The sequence below is a fragment of the Pseudomonas sp. Eth.TT006 genome (assembly GCF_054456575.1).
Genome location: NZ_JBTJEN010000005.1, coordinates 122355 through 147607, shown reverse-complemented (window position 1 = coordinate 147607; position 25253 = coordinate 122355). Strand labels below are relative to the sequence as shown.

General features: G+C 60.8%; 22 protein-coding genes. 15 read left to right on the top strand and 7 right to left on the bottom strand.

The window, feature by feature from the left end:
• Positions 1-77 precede the first annotated feature (77 nt).
• Positions 78-1115, top strand: a complete 1038-nt coding sequence (locus tag ACXR0M_RS10180) for a LacI family DNA-binding transcriptional regulator (RefSeq protein WP_458831783.1) — start codon at positions 78-80, stop codon at positions 1113-1115.
• 106 nt (positions 1116-1221) lie between these two features.
• Here ACXR0M_RS10180 and ACXR0M_RS10175 read toward each other — a convergent pair whose 3' ends face one another.
• A complete protein-coding gene (locus ACXR0M_RS10175) occupies positions 1222-1686 on the bottom strand; it encodes a type II toxin-antitoxin system HicB family antitoxin (RefSeq protein ID WP_458831782.1) in 465 nt (154 codons plus the stop codon).
• Entirely contained in the window at positions 1683-1865 is a 183-nt protein-coding gene (locus tag ACXR0M_RS10170; RefSeq protein WP_458831781.1) for a type II toxin-antitoxin system HicA family toxin, read from the bottom strand. Before ACXR0M_RS10170 ends, ACXR0M_RS10175 begins: the two co-directional genes overlap by 4 nt.
• A 395-nt stretch (positions 1866-2260) precedes the next feature.
• Here ACXR0M_RS10170 and ACXR0M_RS10165 point away from each other — a divergent pair, with 395 nt between their 5' ends.
• A complete protein-coding gene (locus tag ACXR0M_RS10165; RefSeq protein WP_458831780.1) occupies positions 2261-2521 on the top strand; it encodes a hypothetical protein in 261 nt (86 codons plus the stop codon).
• A gap of 23 nt (positions 2522-2544) precedes the next feature.
• On the opposite strand, the gene betT is transcribed toward ACXR0M_RS10165, so the two are convergent.
• Both betT and epsC read right to left on the bottom strand, forming a co-directional pair.
• Positions 2545-4506, bottom strand: a complete 1962-nt coding sequence (gene betT, locus ACXR0M_RS10160; RefSeq protein WP_458831960.1) for a choline transporter BetT — start codon at positions 4504-4506, stop codon at positions 2545-2547.
• A gap of 453 nt (positions 4507-4959) precedes the next feature.
• Positions 4960-5886, bottom strand: coding sequence for a serine O-acetyltransferase EpsC (gene epsC / locus ACXR0M_RS10155; RefSeq protein ID WP_458831779.1), 927 nt, complete (start codon positions 5884-5886; stop codon positions 4960-4962).
• Positions 5887-6076: 190 nt separating this feature from the next.
• On the opposite strand from epsC, the gene ACXR0M_RS10150 reads away from it, so the two are divergent.
• The 12 genes from ACXR0M_RS10150 to ACXR0M_RS10095 all read left to right on the top strand — a co-directional run bounded on the left by ACXR0M_RS10150 (position 6077) and on the right by ACXR0M_RS10095 (position 18476).
• The gene (locus tag ACXR0M_RS10150) at positions 6077-7069 is read left to right on the top strand and encodes a D-cysteine desulfhydrase (RefSeq protein ID WP_458831778.1); all 993 of its coding nucleotides are present in this window, start codon (positions 6077-6079) and stop codon (positions 7067-7069) included.
• Between the two features lie 264 nt (positions 7070-7333).
• A complete protein-coding gene (gene tcyJ, locus ACXR0M_RS10145) occupies positions 7334-8134 on the top strand; it encodes a cystine ABC transporter substrate-binding protein (RefSeq protein ID WP_458831777.1) in 801 nt (266 codons plus the stop codon).
• On the top strand, positions 8134-8799 hold the full coding sequence (gene tcyL / locus ACXR0M_RS10140) for a cystine ABC transporter permease (protein WP_458831776.1): 666 nt from the start codon (positions 8134-8136) through the stop codon (positions 8797-8799). Before tcyJ ends, tcyL begins: the two co-directional genes overlap by 1 nt.
• A gap of 4 nt (positions 8800-8803) precedes the next feature.
• Entirely contained in the window at positions 8804-9553 is a 750-nt protein-coding gene (gene tcyN, locus ACXR0M_RS10135; protein ID WP_458831775.1) for an L-cystine ABC transporter ATP-binding protein TcyN, read from the top strand.
• 463 nt (positions 9554-10016) lie between these two features.
• The gene (locus tag ACXR0M_RS10130; RefSeq protein ID WP_458831774.1) at positions 10017-10781 is read left to right on the top strand and encodes a hypothetical protein; all 765 of its coding nucleotides are present in this window, start codon (positions 10017-10019) and stop codon (positions 10779-10781) included.
• A gap of 390 nt (positions 10782-11171) precedes the next feature.
• The gene (locus ACXR0M_RS10125; protein WP_458831773.1) at positions 11172-12413 is read left to right on the top strand and encodes an SfnB family sulfur acquisition oxidoreductase; all 1242 of its coding nucleotides are present in this window, start codon (positions 11172-11174) and stop codon (positions 12411-12413) included.
• Positions 12414-12435: 22 nt separating this feature from the next.
• Complete coding sequence (locus ACXR0M_RS10120) at positions 12436-13629, top strand: SfnB family sulfur acquisition oxidoreductase (protein WP_458831772.1); 1194 nt, start codon at positions 12436-12438, stop codon at positions 13627-13629.
• On the top strand, positions 13629-14981 hold the full coding sequence (locus tag ACXR0M_RS10115; protein ID WP_458831771.1) for an LLM class flavin-dependent oxidoreductase: 1353 nt from the start codon (positions 13629-13631) through the stop codon (positions 14979-14981). The genes ACXR0M_RS10120 and ACXR0M_RS10115 overlap by 1 nt, the downstream gene beginning before the upstream one ends.
• 126 nt (positions 14982-15107) lie before the next feature.
• The gene (locus ACXR0M_RS10110; protein WP_458831770.1) at positions 15108-15917 is read left to right on the top strand and encodes a MetQ/NlpA family ABC transporter substrate-binding protein; all 810 of its coding nucleotides are present in this window, start codon (positions 15108-15110) and stop codon (positions 15915-15917) included.
• A gap of 2 nt (positions 15918-15919) precedes the next feature.
• Positions 15920-17041: a methionine ABC transporter ATP-binding protein gene (locus ACXR0M_RS10105; RefSeq protein WP_458831769.1), complete on the top strand. Its 1122-nt coding sequence runs from the start codon at positions 15920-15922 to the stop codon at positions 17039-17041.
• Complete coding sequence (locus ACXR0M_RS10100) at positions 17031-17675, top strand: methionine ABC transporter permease (protein WP_458831768.1); 645 nt, start codon at positions 17031-17033, stop codon at positions 17673-17675. Before ACXR0M_RS10105 ends, ACXR0M_RS10100 begins: the two co-directional genes overlap by 11 nt.
• Before the next feature lie 171 nt (positions 17676-17846).
• Positions 17847-18476 (top strand): class I SAM-dependent methyltransferase, encoded by a 630-nt coding sequence (locus ACXR0M_RS10095; RefSeq protein ID WP_458831767.1) that lies wholly within the window; start codon positions 17847-17849, stop codon positions 18474-18476.
• Positions 18477-18559: 83 nt separating this feature from the next.
• Here the strand turns inward: ACXR0M_RS10095 and ACXR0M_RS10090 are convergent, their stop codons facing one another.
• The 3 genes from ACXR0M_RS10090 to ACXR0M_RS10080 are packed head-to-tail and all read right to left on the bottom strand — an operon-like array spanning position 18560 to position 23774.
• Positions 18560-21613: an efflux RND transporter permease subunit gene (locus ACXR0M_RS10090; RefSeq protein ID WP_458831766.1), complete on the bottom strand. Its 3054-nt coding sequence runs from the start codon at positions 21611-21613 to the stop codon at positions 18560-18562.
• Positions 21610-22674 carry an efflux RND transporter periplasmic adaptor subunit gene (locus ACXR0M_RS10085; protein WP_458831765.1) on the bottom strand — a complete coding sequence of 355 codons (1065 nt, stop codon included), beginning with the start codon at positions 22672-22674 and terminating at the stop codon, positions 21610-21612. The genes ACXR0M_RS10090 and ACXR0M_RS10085 overlap by 4 nt, the downstream gene beginning before the upstream one ends.
• Complete coding sequence (locus tag ACXR0M_RS10080) at positions 22671-23774, bottom strand: efflux RND transporter periplasmic adaptor subunit (RefSeq protein ID WP_458831764.1); 1104 nt, start codon at positions 23772-23774, stop codon at positions 22671-22673. Before ACXR0M_RS10080 ends, ACXR0M_RS10085 begins: the two co-directional genes overlap by 4 nt.
• Positions 23775-23975: 201 nt before the next feature.
• Here ACXR0M_RS10080 and ACXR0M_RS10075 point away from each other — a divergent pair, with 201 nt between their 5' ends.
• The gene (locus ACXR0M_RS10075; RefSeq protein WP_458831763.1) at positions 23976-25172 is read left to right on the top strand and encodes an AAA family ATPase; all 1197 of its coding nucleotides are present in this window, start codon (positions 23976-23978) and stop codon (positions 25170-25172) included.
• Positions 25173-25253: the final 81 nt, after the last annotated feature.

Here is a 25253-nt window from a genome sequence, read left to right as displayed (position 1 = left end):
TGGCAAGCCGCCCATAGAGCGTCCAATACTGAAAAATTACGTTTATATGCGTTTTGGTTTTTAGAAAGGATCGTGAGTTGAACCAGGAAAAAACCCGCAAGCGCCGTGGCGCCGGACGTGTGACCCTGAATGCGGTGGCGCGCCAGGCCGGTGTGTCAGCGATCACCGTGTCGCGCTACTTCAATCAACCGGAGTCGGTCTCGGCCGAACGCCGCGAACGGATTGCGGCGGTAGTTGCCGAGTTGGGTTACGTACCGAATCTGGTGGCCGGAGGGCTGGCTTCGGCGCGGGGCAAAATCGTCGGCATGGTGATCCCGAATATCTCCGGGCCGATCTTTGCCAACACTATTCAGGGCTTCAGCGACACCCTCAGCCGTCACGGTTATCAGTTGCTGCTGGCGTCGAGTTACTTCAGCACCGAGCAGGAAGAAAACGCCGTGCGCGCGTTTCTCGGCTGGTCGCCAGCGGCACTGGTGCTGACCAGTCACTTCCACAGTGCCGGCACGGAAAAGATGCTCGCCGAGGCGGAGATTCCGCTGATCGAAACCTGGGATTACCAACCGGATCGCGAGCCGATGCAGATCGGCTTTTCGCATTTTGAAGTGGGCGTGAAGGCAGTGAAATATCTGCTGGGAAAAGGCTATCGACGCATTGCGTTTGTACAAAACAGTGCGCCTGGCGACTACAGCGCTTTGGAACGCCGCGACGGTTACGCGACGACCTTAAGAGCGTCCGGCCTGGAGCCCTGGGTGTTCGCCCCCGACGCCGATCGCGCGCCATTCGAAGCCGGCAAACAGGCAATGGCAGCGCTGATGAACGCTGCCCCCCGCCCCGACGCAATAATCTTCGCCAACGACAACCTCGCCGCCGGCGGCCTGCTCGCCGGGCAACGCGCAGGCCTGAAAATCCCCGAAGACTGCGCCGTACTCGGTTTCGGCGATTACCCGTTTGCCGAAATGCTGCTGCCGAGCCTGAGCACGATCAAACCACCGGCATTGGAGATTGGCGTGCTGGCGGCAACGCGGGTATTGGAAAGCCTTGGGGTTTTGCCGAGCGATGAGGTACAGCGCCTGAATTTGCTGCAGTGCGAAGTGATCGAGCGCGAAAGCACCTGAACCAACGCCCCCCTGTAGGAGCTGCCGCAGGCTGCGATCTTTTGATCTTGCTTCTAAAAAACAAAAGCAAAAGATCGCAGCCTGCGGCAGCCCTACAGGGTCTTCGTTATGCCGACAATTCGCGCAATGCCGCAGCGGCCAGAAACCCGGAACGGGAACTGTAGCGCTGATCCCGCCGGACTGTCTGATCGATACGCTCAAGCAGTTGTTCGGGCAGCGAGGCGTTGAAGCGTACCGACTTGCCGAAATAGGGCGTGATATCAAAGTCGACAACACCCCAGATTCCACCCGCGTAATCCGGATTGTCGAGATGTGCATCAATGCCCTGTACCCGGGGCAACGGTGCGCCATCGGCCACCAGTCCCTCATAGTGCAAGGCCAGAGCCTCCTGAGTGTTTTCAAACGCTTCGGCTACCGAAGTACCTGCGGAGAAGCATCCCGGCACATCCGGGACAATCACGCCGTAGTCTGAATCGGCATCCTTATGCAGAACGACCGGGAATTTCATAGATGTGAACCCTTCCTCTGACATGTCTATAACAGGACTTTCATTGCCAATAACGGGCCTCATTTCAAACCCGCCTGTTTCAAAATGCTGTTGATGGTCCCTTTGGGTAGATCTGAATCCGGGTGCTTTACCGTCACCCGACCCGACTTGTGCGGATGTTTGTATTGATGGTGGCTGCCCTTCGTTGCAACGAGATACCAACCGTCCTCCTCGATCATCCTGATCATTTCCCGACTACGCATTTCCTTCGCCCTGTTCAACACCATGAGCTGGTTAATTTAGGGCGTGCACAGTTTATTTATACACACAGTACACACTCAGACAAATATTAGCTGACGAGATGTTCACTCCGTTATCGGTTAGACCGATGGCAGGCGCGGGCCGGCAAGCAAATGCCTCGACGACCAGAACTGTTTGAACGAGTCTCGAAATGTGTCTGAGCAAAAGCCTGGCTTGTATTGATGTGGGCTGGCTTGGCTATGCTCTAGTAAACACCGAGGTGGCGCCTTCGCGGGCAAACCCGCTCCCACAGGGTTTCGTGTCGTTCACAAAGTCTGTGCTCAACCCAAAAACCTGTGGGAGCGGGCTTGCCCGCGAAGGCGGCCGGTCAAGCACCGCATATCCCGTAGGCAAAGCCATGCACACCACCATCATCATTTTCTTCGGTCTGATCCTGCTCGCCCTGATGCTCTATATCGGCGAGCGCGTCGGCTTCAGTCGGCAGACTCTGGCCTACAGCTTCGCCGCGCTATGGCTGGCGTTGACGGTGATCAATGGCGCGGTGGGGGTGGTGCATGCCGGGCAGCCGCTGGGGTCGGAATTCGCGGTGGGCAGTGCGGTATTCGGGGTGCCGGTGGCGGCGATGGTGTTGTTCATGGTGCTGAGCGCCGAGTCGTAAACGTCCCGGCGCCCAGCGGCCGATCAACGCACCAGATGCAGGAACTGCATGTGGCGCTCGTACTGGTCGAGGATGTCGTTGATGATCTGTTCCTTGGTGTAACCCACCAGATCGTAGTCCTGACTGCCTTCGCTCAAGTGCACTTCGGCACGGTAGTAGCGGCGGTTGTTGAGTTGCTTGGAGCCCATGCCGCCGCGGGCGAACGACGGCGTGAAGTAGCCGCGCATCTGCACCTGATAGATGAACGGGTGCAATTCACCGTGACCGATTTCCAGGCTGACGTTGTCATGCGCCGGATCCGGCTGGGTGACCACATTCAGGCCTTTTTCGACGAACACCGCCGTCACTTCTTCAATCGCAGGGCGCACGGTGCTGTCCATGAAGCGATACACCTCGTCGCGCGACGGGAAGTGCACGGCCTGGCTCAGGCGCTGACGCCAGCCGCCCGTGCCACGGCGTGAACCGGAAACCGGGGCCAGCGAATGCAACTGCGCGATCTGTTTCTGCGACTCCAGATAGAACGCCTTGTGCAGGCCCCACATCATCAACAACAGGATCATCGAAAACGGCAACGAGGTCAGCACCACCGCCGACTTCAGCGCATCGATGCTCCCGGAGAACAGCAGCGCACTGGTGATCAGCGCCGTCATCGCGCCCCAGAACACCCGCAGCCATTTCGGCCCGTCTTCGTCCGGATTGCCGCCCTTGGCCGACAGGGTCGAGAGCACCACAGTGCCGGAGTCAGCGGAGGTGACGAAGAACACGAAGCTGATGAACACCGTCACCGCGATCACGGTTTTGCTCCACGGGTAGGTTTCCAGCAGCAGGTAAAGGCTCATCGACGGATTGTCGAGGGCCGACATGCCCAGTGCCGACATGCCGTGGTTGAGCACCTGATCAATGGCGCTGTTGCCGAAGATCGACATCCACGCCAGGGTGAAACCGAGCGGAATCAGCAGCACGCCGAAGACGAATTCGCGGATGGTGCGACCACGGGAGATCCGTGCGATGAACAGGCCCACGAATGGCGACCATGCAATCCACCAGGCCCAGTAGAACACCGTCCAGCCACCGAGCCAGTCGCTCGGCTTGTCGTAGGCGTAGAGGTCGAAGCTCTTCATCGGCAAGGCGCCGAGGTAGTCGCCGAGGTTCTGGATCAGAGTGTTCAACAGGTGTTGGGTCGGGCCGGCGAATAACACGAACAGCAGCAGCGCACAGGCCAGCAGCATGTTGATGTCGGACATCACCCGCACGCCCTTATCAACGCCGGAGACGGCGACGATGATCGCCGCGCCCATCATTAGCGTGATCAGGCCAACCTGAATCCACTGGGTATGGGCAATGCCGAACAAATAGTCCAGGCCGGAATTGAGGTGCAACACACCGAAGCCCATGTCGGCACCGAGGCCGAACACCGTGGCGATGATGCCGAAGCCATCCACCGCGTAACCGATCGGGCCATTGATGCGTTTGCCGATCAGCGGGTACAGCGCCGAACGCAGGGCCAGCGGCAGGTTATGTCGGTAGGCGAAATACGCCAGGGCCATGCCGACGAAGGCGAACACGCCCCAGCCGTGCAGGCCCCAGTGCAGAAACAGAATCTGCATCGCCTGGCGCGCCGCGTCCGCCGTGCCGGCCTCGCCTTGCGGCGGCTGCAGCATGTGGGTCAGCGGTTCGGAGACGCAGAAAAAAAACAGCGTGATACTGATACCGGCGGCGAACAGCATGCCGGCCCAGGACAGGTAACTGAATTCGGGCTCGTCGTGGTCGGCACCGAGTTTTATCTTGCCGTAGCCCGATAACGCGGTGACCACCACGAAGACCAGATACAGGGTCATCGCCAGCATGTAGTACCAGCCGACCGTATTGGCCGCCCAGTTTTGCGCGGCCAGCAACCAGGCTCCGGCCTGTTGCGGCATGCCGATGACAACCAGACCAAACAGCAGAATGACCGTCGCAGCGAAGTAGAACACCGGCGGATTCATGCGCACCAGACCGCTGGCGGGGGTAGACGATGCACTCATGAACGGTGCACCTCGAGGGGTTGAAACGTGGCTGAAATGATCGGACTCAGCAAAGGCAAGCCTCCTGTTGTGAGCGGGCAGCGAACCACCGGTTTAACTTGAATGAACGTTCAAGTTAAACATGGATAGGGCGCCAAGGACTAATCGCACGGCCAGGCGGTAGCTTTCCCACACTGGCTTGAGGAGGGGTATGACGCTGGTTTACGGGGATTCGTTCAATAGCCCCTCACCCTAACCCTCTCCCAAAGGGAGAGGGGACTGATTGGGGAATATTTGAGAGATACGCCGACGTGATCTTGCTGTGCCGAATCCATAATCACCCCGATATTTCAGGTCGATGTATGACGCAAGACACTTCGGTCGGCCCCCTCTCCCTCGGGGAGAGGGCTGGGGTGAGGGTAAGCCGTTAAAGCCCTACTTCTGCGTCCCGTCATCATGCTGCAGATTGGCCTGGGTCAGGTTGCTCCCAGCCGGCACACTGCGGGTCAGCCAGACGTTACCGCCGATGGTCGAGCCCTTGCCGATGGTGATCCGCCCAAGGATCGTCGCCCCGGCGTAGATCACCACATCATCCTCGACAATCGGATGGCGGGGATGGCCCTTCTGCAACTGCCCGTCCTCATCCGCCGGAAAGCGCTTGGCGCCCAGGGTGACCGCCTGATAGATCCGCACGCGCTCACCAATGATCGCGGTCTCGCCGATCACCACGCCCGTGCCATGATCGATGAAGAAACTGCGGCCGATCTGCGCGCCCGGGTGAATATCGATACCGGTCGCCGAGTGCGCAATCTCCGCGCTGATCCGCGCCAGCAACGGCAATCCGGCGCGATACAGATGGTGCGCCAGACGATGGTGGATCACCGCGAGAATCCCCGGATAGCACAGCAGCACTTCATCGACGCTGCGCGCCGCCGGGTCACCTTGATAGGCCGCCAGCACGTCGGTGTCGAGCAGGCTGCGCAGGCCCGGCAAGGCCAGGGCGAAGTCCTGGATGATGCGGATCGCCTGCTTCTCGACGTCGCTGTCATCCTGCGCGCTATGGCGGGCGATGTAGCGCAATTCCAGTCGGGCTTGCGCCAACAAGGCATTCAGCGCCGTGTCGAGGGTGTGACCGACATAGAAGTCTTCACTCTCCTCACGCAAATCCACCGGCCCCAGGCGCATCGGGAACAGCGCGCCACACAACGCCTCGAGAATCTCCGCCATCGCCGCCCGGGACGGCAACTCCCGGCCACCCTGCTCGCCGGAGGCGCGGCCATTTTGTGCGCGCCACTGATCCCGCGCACTGCGCAGTTGGCTGACGATGGTCTGCAGTTGCCAATGGCTGGAACGCTCACTCACGGTAAAGACTCCTCACGGGCGGCCGGACGGTCTGGCCGCGTTAATGGCGACTACTTTACGGCACACCCATGAGGGCGAATTAAGAACCGATAGTACTGGCTTAAGCACGTTTGGCTATAAGCGATTGGCGGTTGCCCCGGTAAAACCGCGTGCCTATAGTCCTTGCATCTTTCTGCGCCAGTACGGACTCATGATCAAACAACAGCTGGAACGCTTTAACCGTCTCGACCTGCTCGGACAATCCACGCCGCTGGAAAAACTCGAACGCCTGTCCGCCTGGCTCGGCCGCGACATCTACATTAAGCGCGATGATCTGACGCCGCTGGCCATGGGCGGCAACAAACTGCGCAAACTCGAATACCTCGCCGCCGATGCCCTCGCCCAGGGTGCCGACACGCTGATCACCGCCGGCGCCCTGCAATCGAACCACGTGCGCCAGACCGCCGCGCTGGCGGCCAGACTGGGCCTGGGTTGCGTGGCGCTGCTGGAAAATCCGCTGGGCACCGACGACAGCAATTACACCGGCAACGGCAACCGCCTGCTGCTGGATCTGTTCGACACCAAGGTCGAACTGGTCGACAACCTGGATAACGCCGACGAACAATTGGCCGCCCTCGCCGTGCGCCTGCGCAGCAACGGCAAAAAACCTTATCTGGTGCCGATTGGCGGCTCGAATGCCCTCGGTGCATTGGGCTATGTGCGCGCCGGTCTGGAGCTGGCCGAGCAGATCAAGGACACCGGCCTTGATTTCGCCGCCGTGGTGTTGGCCTCGGGCAGTGCCGGGACGCACAGTGGTCTGGCCTTGGCGTTGAGCGAAGTGCTGCCGCAATTGCCGGTGATCGGCGTGACGGTTTCGCGCAGTGAAGAAGATCAGCGGCCGAAGGTGCAGGGCCTGGCGGAACGCACGGCAGAGCTGCTTGGCGTCGAACTGCCGGCCAGTTTCAAGGTCGAGTTGTGGGACGAATATTTTGGTCCGCGTTATGGCGAGCCGAATGCCGGGACGTTGGCAGCGGTGAAGCTTCTGGCGAGTCAGGAAGCGGTGCTGCTGGATCCGGTTTATACCGGCAAGGCGATGGCCGGTTTGCTCGATGGCATCGGGCGGCAGCGTTTCGATGAGGGGCCGATCATTTTTCTGCATACCGGTGGGGCGCCGGCTTTGTTCGCCTATAGGGATTTTCTGTAAGCGGAAGATCAAAAGATCGCAGCCTGCGGCAGCTCCTACAGGGGCAGGCTGCGATTTTTCAACAAAAACTACATATTCCAAAATTGAATTACATTTGTAGCATTAAGTATTTTCAAGTCTAAAGCAGGCATCTTATAGTCGCGCCGCAGGCGAATTTCGGGCAAGACGCATAAGCTGCTTTAGGGCACGATACTGCAGTCATTGAAATCCCGGATTCGCCAACTTTCCTTAAGCGTCTTCCATAAGAAAACACAGGGGCTTGTCATGAATTTTTCCGCACTACGTCGCAATCTGCTGGTCGGTTCGCTGGGTCTGGCACTGAGCGCCGGCCTGATCAGCCAGGCGACCGCCGGTGAAGAGCTGCAGCAGATCAAGGACAAAGGCGTTATCAACGTCGGCCTGGAAGGCACTTACCCACCGTTCAGCTTCGTTGACGAGAACGGCAAGCTGTCCGGGTTCGAAGTCGAATTCTCTGAAGCACTGGCCAAGGAGCTGGGTGTGAAGGTCAAGCTTCAGACGACCAAATGGGACGGCATCCTCGCGGCACTTGAATCCAAGCGTCTGGACGTTGTGATCAACCAGGTGACCATTTCCGAAGAGCGCAAGAAGAAGTATGACTTCTCCGAGCCGTACACCGTCTCCGGGATTCAGGCTCTGGTGCTGACCAAGAAAGCCGCCGACCTGAACATCAAATCCGCCGCCGATCTTGGTGGCAAGAAAGTCGGCGTGGGCCTGGGCACCAACTACGAGGAATGGGTCAAAGCCAACGTGCCGACCGCTGACGTGCGCACCTATGAAGATGATCCGACCAAGTTTCAGGACCTGCGTGTAGGCCGCATTGACGCCATCCTTATCGACCGTCTGGCTGCGCTTGAATATGCCAAGAAAGCCAAGGACACCACCGCCGCCGGCGAGGCGTTTTCCCGCCAGGAAGCTGGCGTGACCCTGCGCAAAGGCGAGCCTGAACTGTTGGCTGCAATCAACAAGGCCATCGACAAGCTGCGCGCCGACGGCACATTGGCCAAGCTCTCGGAAAAATACTTCAGCGCTGACGTCACTAAATAATGGAAGCAACTTTCCAAATCGTACGGGAGGCCATGCCCTTTTTGCTCAAGGGCATGTACTTCACCGTCATCCTCAGCCTGGGTGGCATGTTCTTCGGCTTCCTGCTCGGCTTCAGCCTGGCGTTGATGCGCCTGTCGCGCCTGAAAGTGGCGAACTGGATTGCGCGCATCTACGTGTCGTTTTTTCGCGGCACGCCGTTGCTGGTGCAACTTTTCGTGATCTATTTTGGCTTGCCACAGGTGGGGATCGAGCTCGATCCGATCCCGGCCGCCCTGATCGGTCTTTCGCTGAACATGGCGGCTTACATTTGTGAAATCCTGCGCTCGTCGATCAGTTCGATCGAGCGCGGTCAGTGGGAGGCCGCTGCGAGCATTGGCATGACTCGTGCGCAAACCCTGCGGCGGGCCATTCTGCCGCAGGCAATGCGTACAGCATTACCGGCGCTGGGCAACAGCTTTATTTCACTGGTCAAGGACACTGCACAGGCTGCCACCATCCAAGTGCCGGAGTTACTACGTCAGGCACAGTTGATCAGTGCCCGAAACTTCGAAATTTTCACCATGTACCTTAGCGCCGCACTGCTTTACTGGATTCTTGCCACGGTGCTGTCGCACCTGCAGAACAAGCTGGAAGAGCGGGTCAATCGGCACGACCAGGAGTCCTGACCCCATGATTGTCGTGGAAAAACTGACCAAGCAGTTCAAGGGTCAAGAGGTGCTCAAAGGCATCGATCTTGAGGTGAAGGAAGGCGAGGTCGTGGCGATCATCGGCCCCAGCGGCTCGGGCAAGACCACGTTCCTGCGCTGCCTGAACTTCCTTGAGCAGCCCACCAGCGGCCGGATCAAGGTCGGCGATATCGAAATCGATACCCGCCGCCCGCTGAACCAGCAGCAGAGCCTGGTGCGCAACCTGCGCCAGCACGTGGGTTTCGTGTTCCAGAACTTCAACCTGTTCCCGCACCGTACCGCGCTGGAAAACGTCATCGAAGGGCCGATCGTGGTCAAGAAGATGCCCCGCGAGCAAGCCACTGCCTTGGGCATGAAGCTGTTGGCCAAAGTCGGTCTGGCGGGCAAGGAAGATGCTTATCCGCGTCGCCTGTCCGGCGGTCAGCAACAGCGCGTGGCGATTGCCCGGGCGCTGGCGATGGAGCCCGAAGTGATCCTGTTCGACGAGCCGACCTCGGCCCTCGACCCGGAACTGGTGGGCGAAGTACTGGCGACCATTCGCGGCCTCGCTGAGGAAAAACGCACCATGGTCATCGTCACCCACGAAATGGGCTTTGCCCGTGACGTGGCCAACCGAGTGGTGTTTTTCGACAAAGGCGTGATCGTCGAGCAAGGCGACGCCAAGGCGTTGTTCGCCAACCCGAAAGAAGAACGTACCCGACAGTTTCTCAGCAAGTTTCTGAATCACGCCTGAGCAACTTGATGCAGGACCATTAACTTCCATGGATGGAAGTTATTTTCACCTCTCCCGTCGAAAAAACTTTTTAACATCAAACTTCTCATACAGCATCTTAATGCTTGGCTACAGATACGAACGATCTGCGATATACCTTTTTATATATATATACGGGTCCAAACACGCCTGCCCGGAATCGCTAAAAATCCACAGAAACCGTAGCTTTATTCGCCAACAGTGCTAGGCCATCTGCCTCATCAGCGTAGGAAGCTTCTGATTAATTCGTAATTTACGGATTAACTAAGCCCGACCATTGACACACTTTCCCGCACCCTCTTATCTAGTCGCCAACCGGCACTATTTAGTTGAATCGCTCTGTACTCAGCCCGAATAAAAAGTTCTGGTTGTGTTAGCGATTCACCACGCCTTTTGTTTTTTTTAAGAAACGGAATTCGCCGCAGGATTTCAAGGAGAGAACCCGATGCCCCGTACTTCGTCTACCCCCGAACTGGCAGCGCCGACCCTGGCCTGCGTGCAAAACAACGCCATCAACCTGGCCGCAGCGGCGCACTTGCTGATCGATGTCCTGCCCTACAAAGGCATGGACAACGGCGACCTGATCGAACTGTTCTGGAACAACTGCTACGTCGCCTCGCGGGTGCTGATCAGCGAAGACCTCGGCAGCGCGGTCAGCCTGCGGGTTCCGGAGAGTTTCATCGCCAGTGGCACCGCACGCATTCACTACCGGGTGATGCAGGTCGGTCAGGGGCCGGCGCTGTCGGCGGCCACCCGGGTGCAAGTCAAACTCGACTGCCCCGGCGGCCAGCCTTCAGCGTTGTGCGGTGACGAGAATCAGCAACTGGCGCCGGTCATGCTGCCCGAGACCATCCGCCGCCATGGTGTGAATCCCAACCAGATCAAACGCGGCGTGCCGCTGACCATCGAGCCTTACCCGAACATGGCCGAGGACGACGAAATCACGTTGCGTTGGGGCGATGCGCGCATGGACCTGCCGAAGATCAGCGCAGCCGATGTCGGGCAGCCAATCCAGGTCTGGGTGCCGCCGGCGATCATCCTTGAGGGTGGCGAGGATCTGCGGCTGGATGTGACGTATTGCATCCTCGACTGGGTCGGCAACAACTCGCGCTGGGCGCCGCCCCGGACGTTGAAGATTGGCTGCGCCAATCCTTACCTGAAGGTGCGTCTGCACCCCGAACTCAAGGCCGCCGAATCACGCAACGACTGAACCTCAATGCTTTGTGGCGAGGGAGCTTGCTCCCGCTCGGCTGCGCAGCAGTCGCAACACGGACACTGCGGTTTAACTGAAAGGACCGGACGTGCAGGTTTCCGGGGCGCTTCGCCGCCCAGCGGGAGCAAGCTCCCTCGCCACGGAATCGCTCGAGCTTCGAAAAACCATTAATTACGCGACCACCACCTCTTCTATACATATTCCTAAAAGTTAGTTTATTTAATTTTTATACACGCTTAGGGTATATACACCGGACCACCGGACATTCTTTCGTTCGCCGCACTTCGCGGCGTTTTTCATGAGATGTGAGGTAGGTACCATGGTCCGGAACACAATCACCCCAGTGCAGATCGCCAGGGCATTGCGTGCAGCCAGGGAGTGGCACTGATGTCCAGTCTGGCAGACGCAAACCTCCAGTCGGATCTGGACATCGCCCCGTTGTTGTTGCCTGCGCAGATCCTGCGCAACGACGCCCAGGCCCTCAAGGCCGCCCACGAACTGGCGCAAGTCGCCCGCGTGCAGGCGGCCAAACGTGACCGCCAGCGCAAGCTGCCATGGTCGGAAATCGAACAGTTCACCCGCAGCGGCCTCGGCAGCATTGCCATTCCGCGTGAGTACGGCGGCCCGCAGGTTTCGTTCGTCACCCTGGCCGAGGTGTTCGCGATCATTTCCGCCGCCGACCCGGCGCTGGGACAGATTCCGCAAAACCAGTTCGGCATCATCAATCTGGTGCTCGGCAGCGCCACCGAAGCGCAGAAAAAGCAGCTGTTCCAAAGCGTTCTGGAAGGCTGGCGGATCGGCAATGCCGGCCCGGAACGCGGCACCAAAAACACCCTGGAATTGAAAGCGCGGATCACTGCCGACGGCGATGATTACGTGATCAACGGCCAGAAGTTCTATTCCACCGGCGCGCTGTTCGCGCACTGGGTTGCCGTCAAGGCGCTCAACGATGAAGGCAAGCAGGTGCTGGCCTTCGTCCGCCGCGGTACACCGGGATTGCGCATTGTTGATGACTGGTCGGGCTTCGGTCAGCGCACCACCGCCAGCGGCACGATTCTGCTGAACAACGTGCGGGTTGAATCGAGCCTGGTAATCGACAACTGGAAGATCAACGAAAAGCCGAATACCCAAGGCGCAGTGTCGCAACTGATTCAAGCGGCAATCGACGCCGGCATCGCCCGTGGCGCCATCGACGATGCCATCGAATTCGTCAAAACCCGCGCGCGGCCGTGGATCGACGCCAAGGTCGAACGTGCCAGCGATGACCTCTACGTGATCGCCGACATCGGCAAACTGAAAATCGAACTGCACGCCGCCGAAGCGCTGCTGCGCAAGGCCGGGCAAGTGCTGGATCAGGTGCACGCCGCGCCGCTCACCGCCGAGTCCGCCGCCCGCGCCTCGATTGCCGTGGCCGAAGCCAAAGTGCTGACCACCGAAATCTCGCTGCTGGCCAGCGAAAAACTCTTCGAACTGGCCGGCAGCCGCGCGACCCTCGCCGAATTCAATCTCGACCGCCACTGGCGCAACGCCCGGGTGCACACCCTGCACGACCCGGTGCGCTGGAAATATCACGCGGTGGGCGCCTATCGCCTCAACGGTACGTTGCCGGCCCGCCATTCCTGGATCTGACCAGACCTCTGGAGAGAAACCTATGACTTTTTCCCATCCCGTCGCGGTCATCACCAGCGATGAGCAAGCCCTGATCGTCGCCAGCGACCTGGCCGAAGATTTCAAGCGCGACAGCGCCGTGCGCGACCGCGAACGCCGCCTGCCGCTGCCCGAACTCGATGTGTTTTCCCGCTCCGGCCTGTGGGGCATCAGCGTGCCCAAGGCCTACGGCGGCGCCGGTGTATCCAATGTGACCCTGGCCAAAGTCATCGCCCTGATCGCCCAGGCCGATGGCTCCCTCGGGCAGATTCCGCAGAACCATTTCTATGCGCTCGAAGTGCTGCGGGTAAACGGCAGCCACGAGCAGCAACAACGCCTGTACGCCGAGGTACTGGCCGGCCAGCGTTTCGGCAACGCCCTGGCGGAACTCGGGACCAAAACCGCCCATGATCGTGTCACCAGCCTCAAACGTGACGGCGATGGTTACCGCATCAACGGTCGCAAGTTTTATGCGACCGGGGCGATCTACGCGCAGCGCATCCCGACCTCGGTGGTCGATGAAAACGGCGTGCAGCAACTGGCGTTCGTCCCGCGAGACAGTCAAGGCCTGACCGTGATCGACGACTGGAGCGGCTTCGGCCAGCGCACCACCGGCAGCGGTTCGGTGGTGTTCGAAGATGTGTACGTCGCCGCCGAAGACGTGATCCCGTTCCAGAGCGCGTTCGAGCGCCCGACCACGGTCGGCCCGCTGGCGCAGATCCTTCACGCCGCCATCGACACCGGCATCGCCCGCGCCGCCTATGAAGACGCGCTGCACTTTGTGCGCAGCAAAACCCGTCCGTGGATCGACTCCGGCAACGACAAGGCCACCGAAGACCCGTTGACCCTGAAAAGCTTCGGCCACTTGAGCATTCGCCTGCACGCCACCGAAGCGCTGCTTGAACGCGCCGGTGAATTTCTTGACGCCGCGCAAGCCGAACCGAATGCCGAGACTGTCGCCGCCGCCTCGATTGCGGTTGCCGAAGCGCGGGCCATCAGCACCGAAATCTCCCTCGCCGCCGGCAGCACGCTGTTCGAACTGGCCGGCAGCCAGGCGACCCTGAGCGAGCACGGCCTCGACCGTCACTGGCGCAATGCCCGGGTGCACACCCTGCACGACCCGGTGCGCTGGAAGTATCACGCGGTGGGCAATTACTACCTCAACGATGAAAAACCGCCACTGCGGGGCACCATCTGATGAGCAAGAAAAAGATCCTGCTCAACGCGTTCAACATGAACTGCATCGGCCACATCAATCACGGCATGTGGACGCATCCGCGCGACACCTCGACGCGTTACAACACCATTGAGTACTGGACCGAACTGGCGCAGTTGCTGGAGCGCGGGCTGTTCGACGGCCTGTTCATCGCCGACATCGTCGGCGTGTACGACGTCTACCAGAACTCGGTGGATGTCACGCTGAAAGAGTCGATCCAGTTGCCGGTCAATGATCCGCTGCTGCTGGTCTCGGCGATGGCCGCGGTGACGAAAAACCTCGGCTTCGGCCTCACCGCCAACCTCACCTACGAGCCGCCGTATCTGTTCGCCCGACGCATGTCGACGCTCGATCATCTGAGCCGCGGGCGGGTCGGCTGGAACATCGTTACCGGTTATCTGGACAGCGCCGCCAAGGCGATGGGCCTCAGCGAACAGGTCGAGCATGACCGCCGCTATGACCAGGCCGACGAGTACCTGCAGGTGCTGTACAAACTCTGGGAAGGCAGTTGGGGAAACGGCGCAGTGCTCAACGATCGCGAACAGCGGATCTACGCCAACCCGGAAAAAGTGCACAAGGTCGAGCACAAGGGCGAGTTCTACCAGGTCGAGGGTTATCACCTCTGCGAGCCGTCACCGCAGCGCACGCCCGTGCTGTTCCAGGCTGGCAGTTCCGATCGCGGCCTGCTGTTCGCCGGACGCCACGCCGAGTGCGTGTTCATCAGCGGCCAGAACAAACCGTCGACGAAGGTGCAAGTGGACAAGGTCCGCGCCAGCGCCGTTGAAGCCGGGCGCAAAGCCGAAGACATCAAGGTGTTCATGGGCCTCAACGTGATTGTCGGCGAGACCGAAGAAGCGGCCTGGGCCAAGCACGCCGAGTACCTGAGCTACGCCAGTGCCGAGGCCGGCGTGGCGCACTTTTCGGCGTCCACTGGCATCGACTTTTCCCAATACGAAATCGACGAACCGATCCAGTACGTCAAGAGCAACGCCATCCAGTCCGCGACCAAAAATCTGCAGAACAACGATTGGACCCGACGCAAACTGCTCGATCAGCACGCCCTCGGTGGCCGCTACATCACCGTGGTCGGCTCGCCTGAGCAAGTGGCGGACGAACTGGAATCGTGGATCGCCGAAACCGGCCTGGACGGCTTCAACCTGACCCGCATCGTCACCCCGGAAAGCTACGTCGATTTCATTGATCGGGTGATTCCGGAGTTGCAGCGGCGTGGGTCGTACAAGACGGCGTATGACAGCGGCAGCTTGCGCGAAAAACTGTTTCACGGGGCGGCACAGTTACCGGAACAACACACCGGTTCTTCGTTCCGCCGCTAAAAGCATCGCTGGCAAGCCAGCTCCCAAAGGGTTTGTGAACACCGTACATCCCTGTGGGAGCTGGCTTGCCAGCGATGAGGCCCAAACAGACACCACAAACCTTATGCACTGACTGGAAAAACCACCATGACCCAGAAATTCCTCACCCACCCAGTCAAAGCACTGGCCCTGGCCTTCGGCCTGTTCAGCTCGGCGGTGTTCGCCGCCGATGCGCCGTTGAAAATCGGCACCACCGCGGCGTTCGCCATTCCGCTGGAAGCCGCCGTCGAAGAAGCGTCCAAACAAGGCCTGAAAGTCGAGCTGGTGGAGTTCACCGACTGGATCGCGCCGAATGTCAGCCTCGCCGCCGGCGACATTGACGTGAACTATTTCCAGCACATCCCGTTCCTCGAGAACGCCAAGGCCGCCGCCGGTTTTGACCTGGTGCCGTTCGCCCCGGGGATCATCAACAACGTCGGCCTCTACTCGAAGAAATACAAAAGCTTCGATGAGTTGCCCGAGGGCGCCAGCGTCGCCATCGCCAATGACCCGATCAACAGCGGGCGCGGCCTGCAGCTGCTGGCCAAGGCTGGCCTGATCACCCTCAAACCCGGCGTCGGCTACAAGGCCACCGAAGACGACATCGTCGCCAATCCGAAGAAAATCAAAATCCTTCAGGTCGAAGCCGTGCAACTGGTGCGCGCCTATGACGACGCCGATCTGGTACAGGGCTACCCGGCCTACATCCGTCTGGCGAAGACTTTTGATTCCGGCTCGGCGTTGCTGTTCGACGGCCTCGACCACAAGGAATACGTGATCCAGTTCGTCATCCAGCCCAAGAGCAAAAACGATCCGCGCCTGATCAAATTCGTCGACATCTACCAGCATTCGCCGGCCGTGCGCGCCGCGCTGGATAAAGCCCACGGCAAGCTGTATCAGCCCGGTTGGGAAAGCTGAGCATGACGGCCGCGATCCAACGGCGACTGGAGACTCCAGAGCCAAAAACCGCTGAAAAAACCGAACTGCATCCCGAACTGAATCGCGCCCATGTGCGCTTCATCGGTCTGGGCAAAACCTACGACGGCCGCCAAGGCCCGGTCGCGGCGCTGCAAGGCATTGATCTGGCGATCCAGCGCGGTGAGGTGTTCGGCATCATCGGCCGCAGCGGCGCCGGCAAGTCGTCGCTGATCCGCACCATCAATCGGCTGGAACAGCCGACGTCGGGGCGTGTGCTGATCGATCAGGTCGACATCGGCGAGTTCGATGAGGACCGCCTGGTTGCTCTGCGTCGACGCATCGGCATGATCTTCCAGCACTTCAACCTGATGTCGGCCAAGACCGTGAGGCAGAACGTCGAGCTGCCGCTGAAAGTCGCTGGCGTGCCGAAGGAACAACGCGAGAAAAAAGTCCGCGAACTGCTCGAACTGGTCGGTCTGCAAACCAAACACAAGGCTTATCCGGCACAGCTTTCCGGCGGGCAGAAACAGCGTGTCGGCATTGCCCGCGCGCTGGTGCATGACCCGGACATTCTGTTGTGCGACGAAGCGACCTCGGCGCTGGATCCGGAGACCACCCAGTCGATCCTCGGCCTGTTGCGCGAGATCAACCAGCGCCTGGGCCTGACCATCGTGTTGATCACTCATGAGATGGCAGTGATCCGCGAGATCTGCCACCGCGTGGTGGTGCTGGAGCATGGACGGATCGTCGAGCAAGGCCCGGTCTGGGAAGTGTTCGGCAATCCGCAACACGAAGTCAGCCAGACCTTGCTCGCACCGCTGCAACACGCGTTGCCGGAAGAACTGCAGAGCCGCTTGCATACGCAAGCGCCCTCCTCCGATGCCGCCGTGGTATTGCGTTTGCAGTTCACCGGCAGTGCCAACGATGAGCCGGATCTGGCGGCGTTGTTCGCTGCCCTCGGTGGCCGGGTGAAGTTGCTGCAGGGCGGTGTGGAACGGATTCAGGGGCATGCGCTGGGGCAATTATTGCTGGCCGTCAGTGGCTCGGCGTTTAGCGCCGAGCAATTGCGCGAGCGCGCCGGGCAATGGGCGCAACGGGTGGAGGTGCTGGGTTATGTGGTTTGATCGCTTGCTGCAGGGTTTCATCGACACCTTTCTGATGGTCGGCGTGTCGTCGCTGATCGCTTTGCTGGCGGGAATTCCGATGGCGGTGATTCTGGTCACCAGCGACAAGGGCGGGATCTACGCCGCGCCCGTGCTCAACCGCGCGTTGGGCGCGTTCGTGAACCTGTTTCGTTCGATCCCGTTCCTGATTCTGATGGTCGCGCTGATTCCGTTCACCCGGCTGATTGTCGGCACCACCTACGGCGTGTGGGCGGCCGTGGTGCCGCTGACGATTGCCGCGACGCCGTTCTTTGCGCGAATTGCCGAAGTGAGTTTGCGCGAAGTCGATCATGGTCTGATCGAAGCCGCGCAGGCGATGGGCTGCCGGCGCTGGCACATCGTCTGGCACGTGCTGCTGCCTGAAGCACTGCCGGGGATTGTCGGCGGGTTCACCATTACTCTGGTGACGATGATCAACTCGTCGGCCATGGCCGGGGCGATTGGCGCGGGTGGTCTGGGCGATATCGCTTACCGCTATGGCTATCAGCGTTTTGACAGCCAGATCATGCTGACAGTGATTGTGTTGCTGGTGGCGTTGGTGGCGGTGATTCAGTTGGGTGGGGATCGTCTGGCGCGGGGTTTGAACAAGCGCTGAGTCTGATCTGGAGTCATGCTGCGCCTGTGAAAGCGCTTTCGCGAGCAAACCCGCTCCCACATTTGGAATGCGTCCCCTGTGGGAGCGGGCTTGCTCGCGAATGGCTGCACAGCAGCCCTGAACCCGATGGCGTATATTCGGCACATCTCAGATGCCGCGCAGCCCTCGACCATGAAACAGACGCCTACCGATCTGCAGCAGATCACCGCCACCACCCTCGGCCACTACAACGCGGTCGCCGAAGACTTCCGCGAAGGCACCCGCGATCACGATGTCAGCCAGAATATCGACGCGCTGCTGCGGCATATCCACGGCCATGCGCCATTCAACATTCTCGATTTCGGCTGTGGTCCGGGCCGTGATTTGCAGACGTTCACCCGCCTGGGGCACACCGCCGTCGGCCTCGATGGCGCGGAAAAATTTGCACAGATGGCGCGTGCAGACAGTGGCTGTGAAGTGTGGTGTCAGGACTTTCTCAAACTCGATCTGCCGACTGAGCGCTTCGACGGCATCTTCGCCAATGCGGTGCTGTTTCATGTGCCGTTGCAGGAGTTGCCACGGGTGCTCCAGCAACTGCACGGCACGCTGAAACCCGGTGGGGTGTTGTTCAGCTCCAATCCGCGTGGGGATAACCGTGAGGGCTGGAACGGGCCGCGCTATGGTTCGTATCACGACCTGAAGGCATGGCGCGGGTTGCTGACAGCGGCAAGGTTCGTGGAGCTTGAGCATTACTACCGGCCGGCGGGGTTGCCGCGCGAGCAGCAGCCTTGGCTGGCCAGTGTCTGGCGGCGGGTTGGTTGAAGCGCAAAAGATCGCAGCCTGCGGTAGCTCCTACAGGTAATCCCGTGTAGGAGCTGCCGCAGGCTGCGATCTTTGCTTTTGCTTTACGCGTTATCTTTCTGCGGCTCGCGAATCTTGTACCAGGCCACATACAGCGCCGGCAAAAACAGCAGCGTCAGCAGCGTCGCGACCACAATCCCGCCGATCATCGCGTAGGCCATCGGACCCCAGAACACTTCGCGGGCAATCGGGATCATGCCCATGCTCGCCGCCGCGGCGGTCAGCAGGATCGGCCGGCGCCGGTGCTCGGTCGCCTCCACCACCGCATCCCACGGCGCGGAGCCGTTTTTCTCGAACTCGTCGATCTGCGTCACGAGGATCACCGAGTTGCGGATGATGATGCCGATCAGCGCCAGAATCCCGAGGATCGCGACGAAGCCCATCGGCGTACCGGTCGGCACCAGCGCCAGCACCACGCCGATCAGCCCCAGCGGCGCGACACTCGCCACCAGGAACATCTTCTGCACGCTGTGCAACTGGATCATCAGGAAAGTCGCCATCAGGAACAGCATCAACGGCAGGACCTTGGCAATCGGGCCTTGGGCCTTGCCGCTTTCCTCGACCGTACCGCCGGTGGCGACTTTGTAGCCGACCGGCAGTTTTTCGGCGAAGGCATCAATGCTCGGCTTGAGCAGTTTCACCAGATCGGTCGGCTGGATCTCGTCGCGCACCGAGGCCTTGATGGTGATGGTCGGCAAGCGGTCGCGGCGCCACACCAGCGGCTGCTCCAGCTCGTAACGCACGGTGGCGAACGCCAGCAGCGGAATCGACGTGCCATTGGGCGTGACGATCTGCAGGTTCTGCAGGGTTTCCGGCGTCCCGCGTTCGGAATTCACCGCCCGGCCAACCACGTTGATCAGGTAGATGTCGTCGTTGACCTGGGTCAGCGGCGCACCGCTGACGATGCTGTTCATCAGTTTCGCCACGTCTTCGGACGACAGCCCGAGCTGGCGCGCCTTGTCCTGGGCGATGTCGATGCGCAGGACTTTGCCCGGCTCGTTCCAGTCGTAAATGATCTCGCCGATGTGCTCATTCTTGTCCAGCTCGGTGGCCAGGTCGATGGCGTGCCGGCGCACCTGATCGATATCCTTGCCGCTGATCCGGTACTGGATCGGCCGCCCTACCGGCGGGCCCATTTCCAGGGCCTGCACGTAACTGCCGATGCCGACGAAGTCCTTGTGCAAGCGCTCACGCAGGCGCTGGCTCAGGGCTTCGCGGGCCTCGAAGTCTTTGCTGACGATCACCAGTTGCGCGTAGTACGGATTCTGCAGTTGCTGGTCGAGGGGCAGGTAAAAACGGATCGCGCCCTGACCGATATAGGTGCTCCAGCGCACGATGTCCGGATCACCCTTGAGCGTCGCTTCGAGCTTGTCGACGGCCTTGCGGGTTTCGTCGATCGAAGCGTTTTGCGGCAGGTTCAGGTCGACGAGGATTTCCGGGCGGTCCGAGGACGGGAAGAACTGGTTCTGCACAAAGCGCATGCAGAACACCGCCAGCACAAACAGCAGCACGGTAATGCCGATGGCCCACCAGCGATTGCGCATGCTCCACAGCAAACCGCTGTTGAACGCGCGACCGATGCGCCCCGGCTCGGCGTCATGCGGTTTCACGTTGGTGCTGAGGATGTGCACGCCGATCACCGGGGCAAAGAACACCGCCACCACCCACGACACCAGCATCGCCACCGCGATCACCGCGAACAGAGTGAAGGTGTACTCGCCGGCAGAACTGGCGTTGAGGCCGATGGGCACAAAACCGGCCACGGTCACCAGGGTACCGGTGAGCATCGGGAATGCCGTCGAGGTGTAGGCGAATGTCGCCGCCTGCTCCTTGCTCTCGCCCATTTCCAGGCGCGTGACCATCATTTCCACGGTGATCATCGCGTCGTCCACCAACAGGCCGAGGGCGATGATCAGCGCACCGAGGGAAATCCGCTGCATGGTGATGCCGCTGTATTCCATGAACACAAAGACCATCGCCAGCACCAGCGGAATCGAGCACGCCACCACCAGCCCGGCGCGTACGCCAAGGCTGATGAAGCTGACCACCAGCACGATCACCACCGCTTCGAACAGCGCACTGGTGAAGCCGCCGACCGCCTCTTCGACCACCACGGCCTGATCGGACACGGTGTGCACGCCAACGCCCACCGGCAGATCCGCGGTGACCTGATCGATACGTGCATGCAACGCCTTGCCGAATTCCTGGACGTTGCCACCCTTCTGCATGGCAATCGCCAGGCCGATCGCCGGTTTGCCGTCGAAGCGGAATTCCGGGGTGGCGGGGTCGACGTAACCGCGGCTGATATCGGCGATATCCGCCAGACGATAGAAGCGGTCATTGAGCTTGAGATTGACCTCGCCCAGATCTTTTTCCGAAGCGAACTGGCCCGAGGTGCGCACCGAAATGCGCTCCGGGCCGGCCTCGATCACCCCCGCCGGGGTCACGGCGTTCTGCGATTGCAGGCTTTGCACCACCTGGCGCTGGTCGATGCCCAGTGCCGCAAGTTTGCGCGTGGAGAAGTTCAGGTAAATCACTTCGTCCTGCTGGCCGATCATCTCGATCTTGCCCAGCCCCGGAACGTTGCGGATCTCAGCGCGGGCCTGTTCGACGTAATCGCGCAGCTGGCGCATGGTCAGGCCGTCGGCGGTGAATGCGTAGACCGAGCCGTACACATCACCGAACTCGTCGTTGAATCCCGGCCCTTGAATGCCTTGGGGAAACTGGCCACGAATGTCATCGATCTTCTTGCGCACCTGGTACCAGATTTCCGGGATGTCCTTGGCGCTGGTGGTGTCGCGCAGGTACACGTACACCGTCGATTCGCCGGGGCGCGTGTAACTTTTCACGTAGTCGAGAGAGTCGAGCTCTTCGAGTTTTTTCTCGATGCGGTCGGTGACCTGCTTGAGGGTTTCCTCCTGGGTCGCGCCCGGCCATTTGGTCTGGATCACCATGGTCTTGATGGTGAACGACGGGTCTTCTTCACGCCCCAGATTGAAGTAGGAGAACACCCCCATCAGCAACGCGACGAACATCAGGTACCAGACGAACGACTGATGCTTGAGGGCCCATTCGGAGAGGTTGAAAGAGCCTTTCATTGACTGTCCTCGTCGAGTTTCACGGCTTGTCCGGGTTTGAGACTGTTGACGCCGGCACTGACCACTCGCTCGCCGGATTTGACCCCGCCGGCCAGCACCACGGTGCCGTCGGTACGGCTGATCACGTTGACGTCACGCGGGGCGACGGTTTTGCTTTGGGTGTCGATCACCCAGATGCGGGTCTTGCCGTCGGCTTCCTGCAGAGCAGTGGCGGGCAATTCGATGCGCGGTTTGATCGCCGAACTGAGGGTCACGCTGATCGCGGTGCCGAGGCGGAAACCCTCCGGGGTACTGGCCAGGGTCAGCCGCGCGCGGCGGGTGCGCGTGGCGCTTTGCGCCTGTGGTTCGATTTCGCGAATGGTTGCGGTGGTGTTGATGCTCCGGTCGAGTTGCCCGGCCACCAGAAACACTACATCGGACGGGATCTGATCGACCAGGCCGGCCGGCAGATCGATCACCGCTTCCTTGATGTCCGGTTGCGCCAGGGTCACCACTTGCTGCCCCGCCGTCACCACTTGCCCGGCCTCGGCGTTCCATGCGGTGACTACGGCTTTGTGGTCGGAACGCAGTTCGGTGTAGCTCAGTTGATCCTGGCTTTGATTGACCGCCGCCCGCGCCTGCTCAAGCGAGGCCTGGGTGGTTTTCAGGTCGGTGGTGGCGATGTCCAGTTGCGCCTGCGCGCCAACCCCGCGATCAAACAGCGCCTGCTGCCGGCGGGCGTTGGCCTGGGCGTTGATCAGTTGTGCCTGGACCCGGGCCAGATCGCCTTGCGCCGAGCGCAACTGGTTCTGCTGATCGGACGGGTCGAGGGTCGCCAGCAGCGTGCCCTTCTGCACTTCGGCGCCGACATCGACGTTACGGCTGGCGATACGTCCGCCGACGCGGAACCCGGTGTTGCTCTCGTAACGCGCCTGAATGCTGCCGGCGAAGCGCCCGAGGGTTTCCTCGTTCAGCGCCTGGACTTTTATCGACAGCACCGGCCGTACCGGCTCCGGTGGTGGCTCGTTTTTCGAGCAGGCGGCCAGCAGCACACCGATGGATAACAGCCCCAGACGCTTCATGGCTGTGCTCCCGGCTGCAGACCTTCGTAAGTGTTTTCGGCAATTTCGACTTTCATGCCCGGGTGCAAAAGTTGCCCACCGGCGACAATCACTTTCTCGCCGCCCTTGAGACCGTCGCTGATGATGACCTTGCCGATCAGGTAGCGGCCGACGGTGACGTTGTGCAGCTGCGCTTCACCTTTGTCGTCGACCATCCACACCGCCGGATCGCTGATGCTTTTGGTCAGCGCCGACCATGGCAACTCCACTGCCGATTTGCCGCTGCCCTTGGCCGTGGCGCTGACCACCGAGCCCAGTTGCATGCCCGGCGGCAGGCTGTCGAGGCTGACCTTGACTTGCACGGTGCCGGACTGCGCCGACACCGCCGGGGTGATTTCGCGCACCGTGCCGGTGGTCTTGATCTCCGGGTTATCCAGCAGGCTGACGACAATCGAAGGATCCGCCGGACGCTCGGCCAGCAGCGACTCATAAACGTTGAACACCGCGTCGCGCTCGCCATCGCGGGCCAGTTTGAACATTGGCGCGGTGGCCTGGACCACTTGCCCGACTTCGGCCTGACGCTCGGTGATAACCCCCGGTGCATCAGCGATCAGTGCGGTGTAGCTCAACTGGTCCTTGGCGTTGGCCAATTGCGCCTGCGCCGCGCTCAGTGCGCTCTGGCTGCTGCGCAACGCGGCTTGCGCGGAATCGAATTCACTCTGGCTGGTGTAGCCCTTGGGCAACAGTTTCTGCTGCCGCACGAACGCCGCCGCGCTCTGTTTGACCCGCGCCTGCTCGGCAATGACCTGGGCCTGAGCGGAATCGACGTTGGTCTGCAAATCCTTGGGATCGAGTCTGGCCAGCACCTGCTTGGCGCTGACCCGGTCGCCGACATCGACCATGCGCTGGATGATCTTGCCACCGACGCGGAACGACAGTTCGGTCTGCACCCGGGCCTGCACGTCGCCGGTGAGGGTCACGGCGGCCGCGTAATTGGCCGGTTTGACCTCTTGCACAAAGACCCGTGGCAGGTACTCCGCCGGAGCGTCCTTCTTGCCGCAAGCGGTCAGCAAGGTGAACAGGCTCAGCACGACAACTGTTTTCAATCCGGGACTCGCCATGCAGACTCCTTCCTGTGTACGAACGTGCAAGTGACGATACGACTGTGAGCTTAGAACAGGGTTCAACGTTCGCTCGCGCGATCTCGATTTTTCCCTGTAGGAGCTGCCGCAGGCTGCGATCTTTAGACTTTATAAAAGCAAGATCAAAAGATCGCAGCCTGCGGCAGCTCCTACAGTGGTCGCCTCAAGAGAAGGATTTTCATGCTCAAGACCCTGGCCGTGGCCAATTACCGCTCGATCAACAAACTGGTGATTCCGCTGGGCCGGCTGAACCTGATCACCGGCCCCAACGGCAGCGGCAAGTCCAATCTTTATCGGGCCTTGCGCCTGCTGGCGGAGACCGCTCAGGGCGGCGTGGTGAATGCGCTGGCGCGCGAGGGCGGGCTGGATTCGACGTTCTGGGCCGGCCCGGAAACCCTCAGCCGGCGCATGCGCAGCGGCGAAGTGGCGGTCGAGGCGACGGTGCGTCAGGGTGTCAAACGCCTGCGCCTGGGCTTTGCCGGCGAGGATTTCAGCTACTCCATCAGCCTCGGGCTGCCTGACTCCAACGGACATTTCATGGTGCCGGGGGACAGCCATCCCAGCCCCTCGCGCTTCAGCCTCGATCCGCAGATCAAGCGCGAATGCATCTGGGCCGGCCCGCTGTATCGCCCGGCCAGCCTGCTGGTGGACCGCAACGGCCCAATGATCCGCGCCCGCGAAGGGCGCAGTTGGGACGTGCTGGCGCAGCACACGCCGAACTTCGACAGCCTGTTCGATCAGGTCGGCAGCCTGCGCAGTTCGCCGGAAGTGTTCCAGATGCGCGAGTTCATCCGCCGCTGGCGTTTCTACGATCACTTTCGCAGCGACGCCGACGCCCCGGCGCGCCAACCGCAACTGGGCACCCGCACGCCGGTGCTGCACCACGACGGCCGCGATCTGGCGGCAGCGTTGCAGACCATCATGGAGATCGGCGACCCCGAGGCGTTGCAGGCAGCAATCAGCGACGCGTTTCCCGGCGCACGGCTGAACATCGCGCCGCTGGCCGGCGGCCGCTTTGCCATCGAGTTTTATCAGGAGGGGTTGTTGCGACCGTTGTCGGCAGCGGAGTTGTCGGACGGGACCTTGCGTTACCTGCTGCTGATCGCGGCATTGCTGACGCCACGTCCACCGACGCTGATGGTGCTGAACGAACCGGAAACCAGTCTGCACCCGGACCTGCTGCCGGCGTTGGCACGCTTGATCATCCGTGCGTCGCAGGAGTGTCAGGTGTGGGTGGTGTCGCATGCGCGCAGATTGATTTCAGCGCTACAGGAAGATGCGCAGTGCAATTGCATCGTGCTGGAGAAGAACCTGGGGCAGACCGGGATCGTCGGGCAGCGGGTGCTGGATGAGCCGGCGTGGAACTGGCCGGATTGAAAGCGAAAAGATCGCAGCCTGCGGCAGCTCCTACAGGTTTCGCCTGAGATGCTGTCCTGTAGGAGCTGCCGCAGGCTGCGA

Coding starts and splice junctions, on each gene's coding strand:
- ACXR0M_RS10105 (WP_458831769.1), top strand. CDS start 15,920: ATGACGGCCGCGATCCAACGGCGACTGGAGACTCCAGAGCCAAAAACC.
- ACXR0M_RS10175 (WP_458831782.1), bottom strand. CDS start 1,686: ATGAGGCCCGTTATTGGCAATGAAAGTCCTGTTATAGACATGTCAGAG.
- ACXR0M_RS10100 (WP_458831768.1), top strand. CDS start 17,031: ATGTGGTTTGATCGCTTGCTGCAGGGTTTCATCGACACCTTTCTGATG.
- ACXR0M_RS10165 (WP_458831780.1), top strand. CDS start 2,261: ATGCACACCACCATCATCATTTTCTTCGGTCTGATCCTGCTCGCCCTG.
- ACXR0M_RS10150 (WP_458831778.1), top strand. CDS start 6,077: ATGATCAAACAACAGCTGGAACGCTTTAACCGTCTCGACCTGCTCGGA.
- ACXR0M_RS10095 (WP_458831767.1), top strand. CDS start 17,847: ATGAAACAGACGCCTACCGATCTGCAGCAGATCACCGCCACCACCCTC.
- ACXR0M_RS10110 (WP_458831770.1), top strand. CDS start 15,108: ATGACCCAGAAATTCCTCACCCACCCAGTCAAAGCACTGGCCCTGGCC.
- ACXR0M_RS10130 (WP_458831774.1), top strand. CDS start 10,017: ATGCCCCGTACTTCGTCTACCCCCGAACTGGCAGCGCCGACCCTGGCC.
- tcyL (WP_458831776.1), top strand. CDS start 8,134: ATGGAAGCAACTTTCCAAATCGTACGGGAGGCCATGCCCTTTTTGCTC.
- tcyN (WP_458831775.1), top strand. CDS start 8,804: ATGATTGTCGTGGAAAAACTGACCAAGCAGTTCAAGGGTCAAGAGGTG.
- ACXR0M_RS10115 (WP_458831771.1), top strand. CDS start 13,629: ATGAGCAAGAAAAAGATCCTGCTCAACGCGTTCAACATGAACTGCATC.
- ACXR0M_RS10085 (WP_458831765.1), bottom strand. CDS start 22,674: ATGAAGCGTCTGGGGCTGTTATCCATCGGTGTGCTGCTGGCCGCCTGC.
- ACXR0M_RS10120 (WP_458831772.1), top strand. CDS start 12,436: ATGACTTTTTCCCATCCCGTCGCGGTCATCACCAGCGATGAGCAAGCC.
- ACXR0M_RS10075 (WP_458831763.1), top strand. CDS start 23,976: ATGCTCAAGACCCTGGCCGTGGCCAATTACCGCTCGATCAACAAACTG.
- betT (WP_458831960.1), bottom strand. CDS start 4,506: ATGAATCCGCCGGTGTTCTACTTCGCTGCGACGGTCATTCTGCTGTTT.
- ACXR0M_RS10170 (WP_458831781.1), bottom strand. CDS start 1,865: ATGCGTAGTCGGGAAATGATCAGGATGATCGAGGAGGACGGTTGGTAT.
- ACXR0M_RS10080 (WP_458831764.1), bottom strand. CDS start 23,774: ATGGCGAGTCCCGGATTGAAAACAGTTGTCGTGCTGAGCCTGTTCACC.
- ACXR0M_RS10125 (WP_458831773.1), top strand. CDS start 11,172: ATGTCCAGTCTGGCAGACGCAAACCTCCAGTCGGATCTGGACATCGCC.
- ACXR0M_RS10090 (WP_458831766.1), bottom strand. CDS start 21,613: ATGAAAGGCTCTTTCAACCTCTCCGAATGGGCCCTCAAGCATCAGTCG.
- tcyJ (WP_458831777.1), top strand. CDS start 7,334: ATGAATTTTTCCGCACTACGTCGCAATCTGCTGGTCGGTTCGCTGGGT.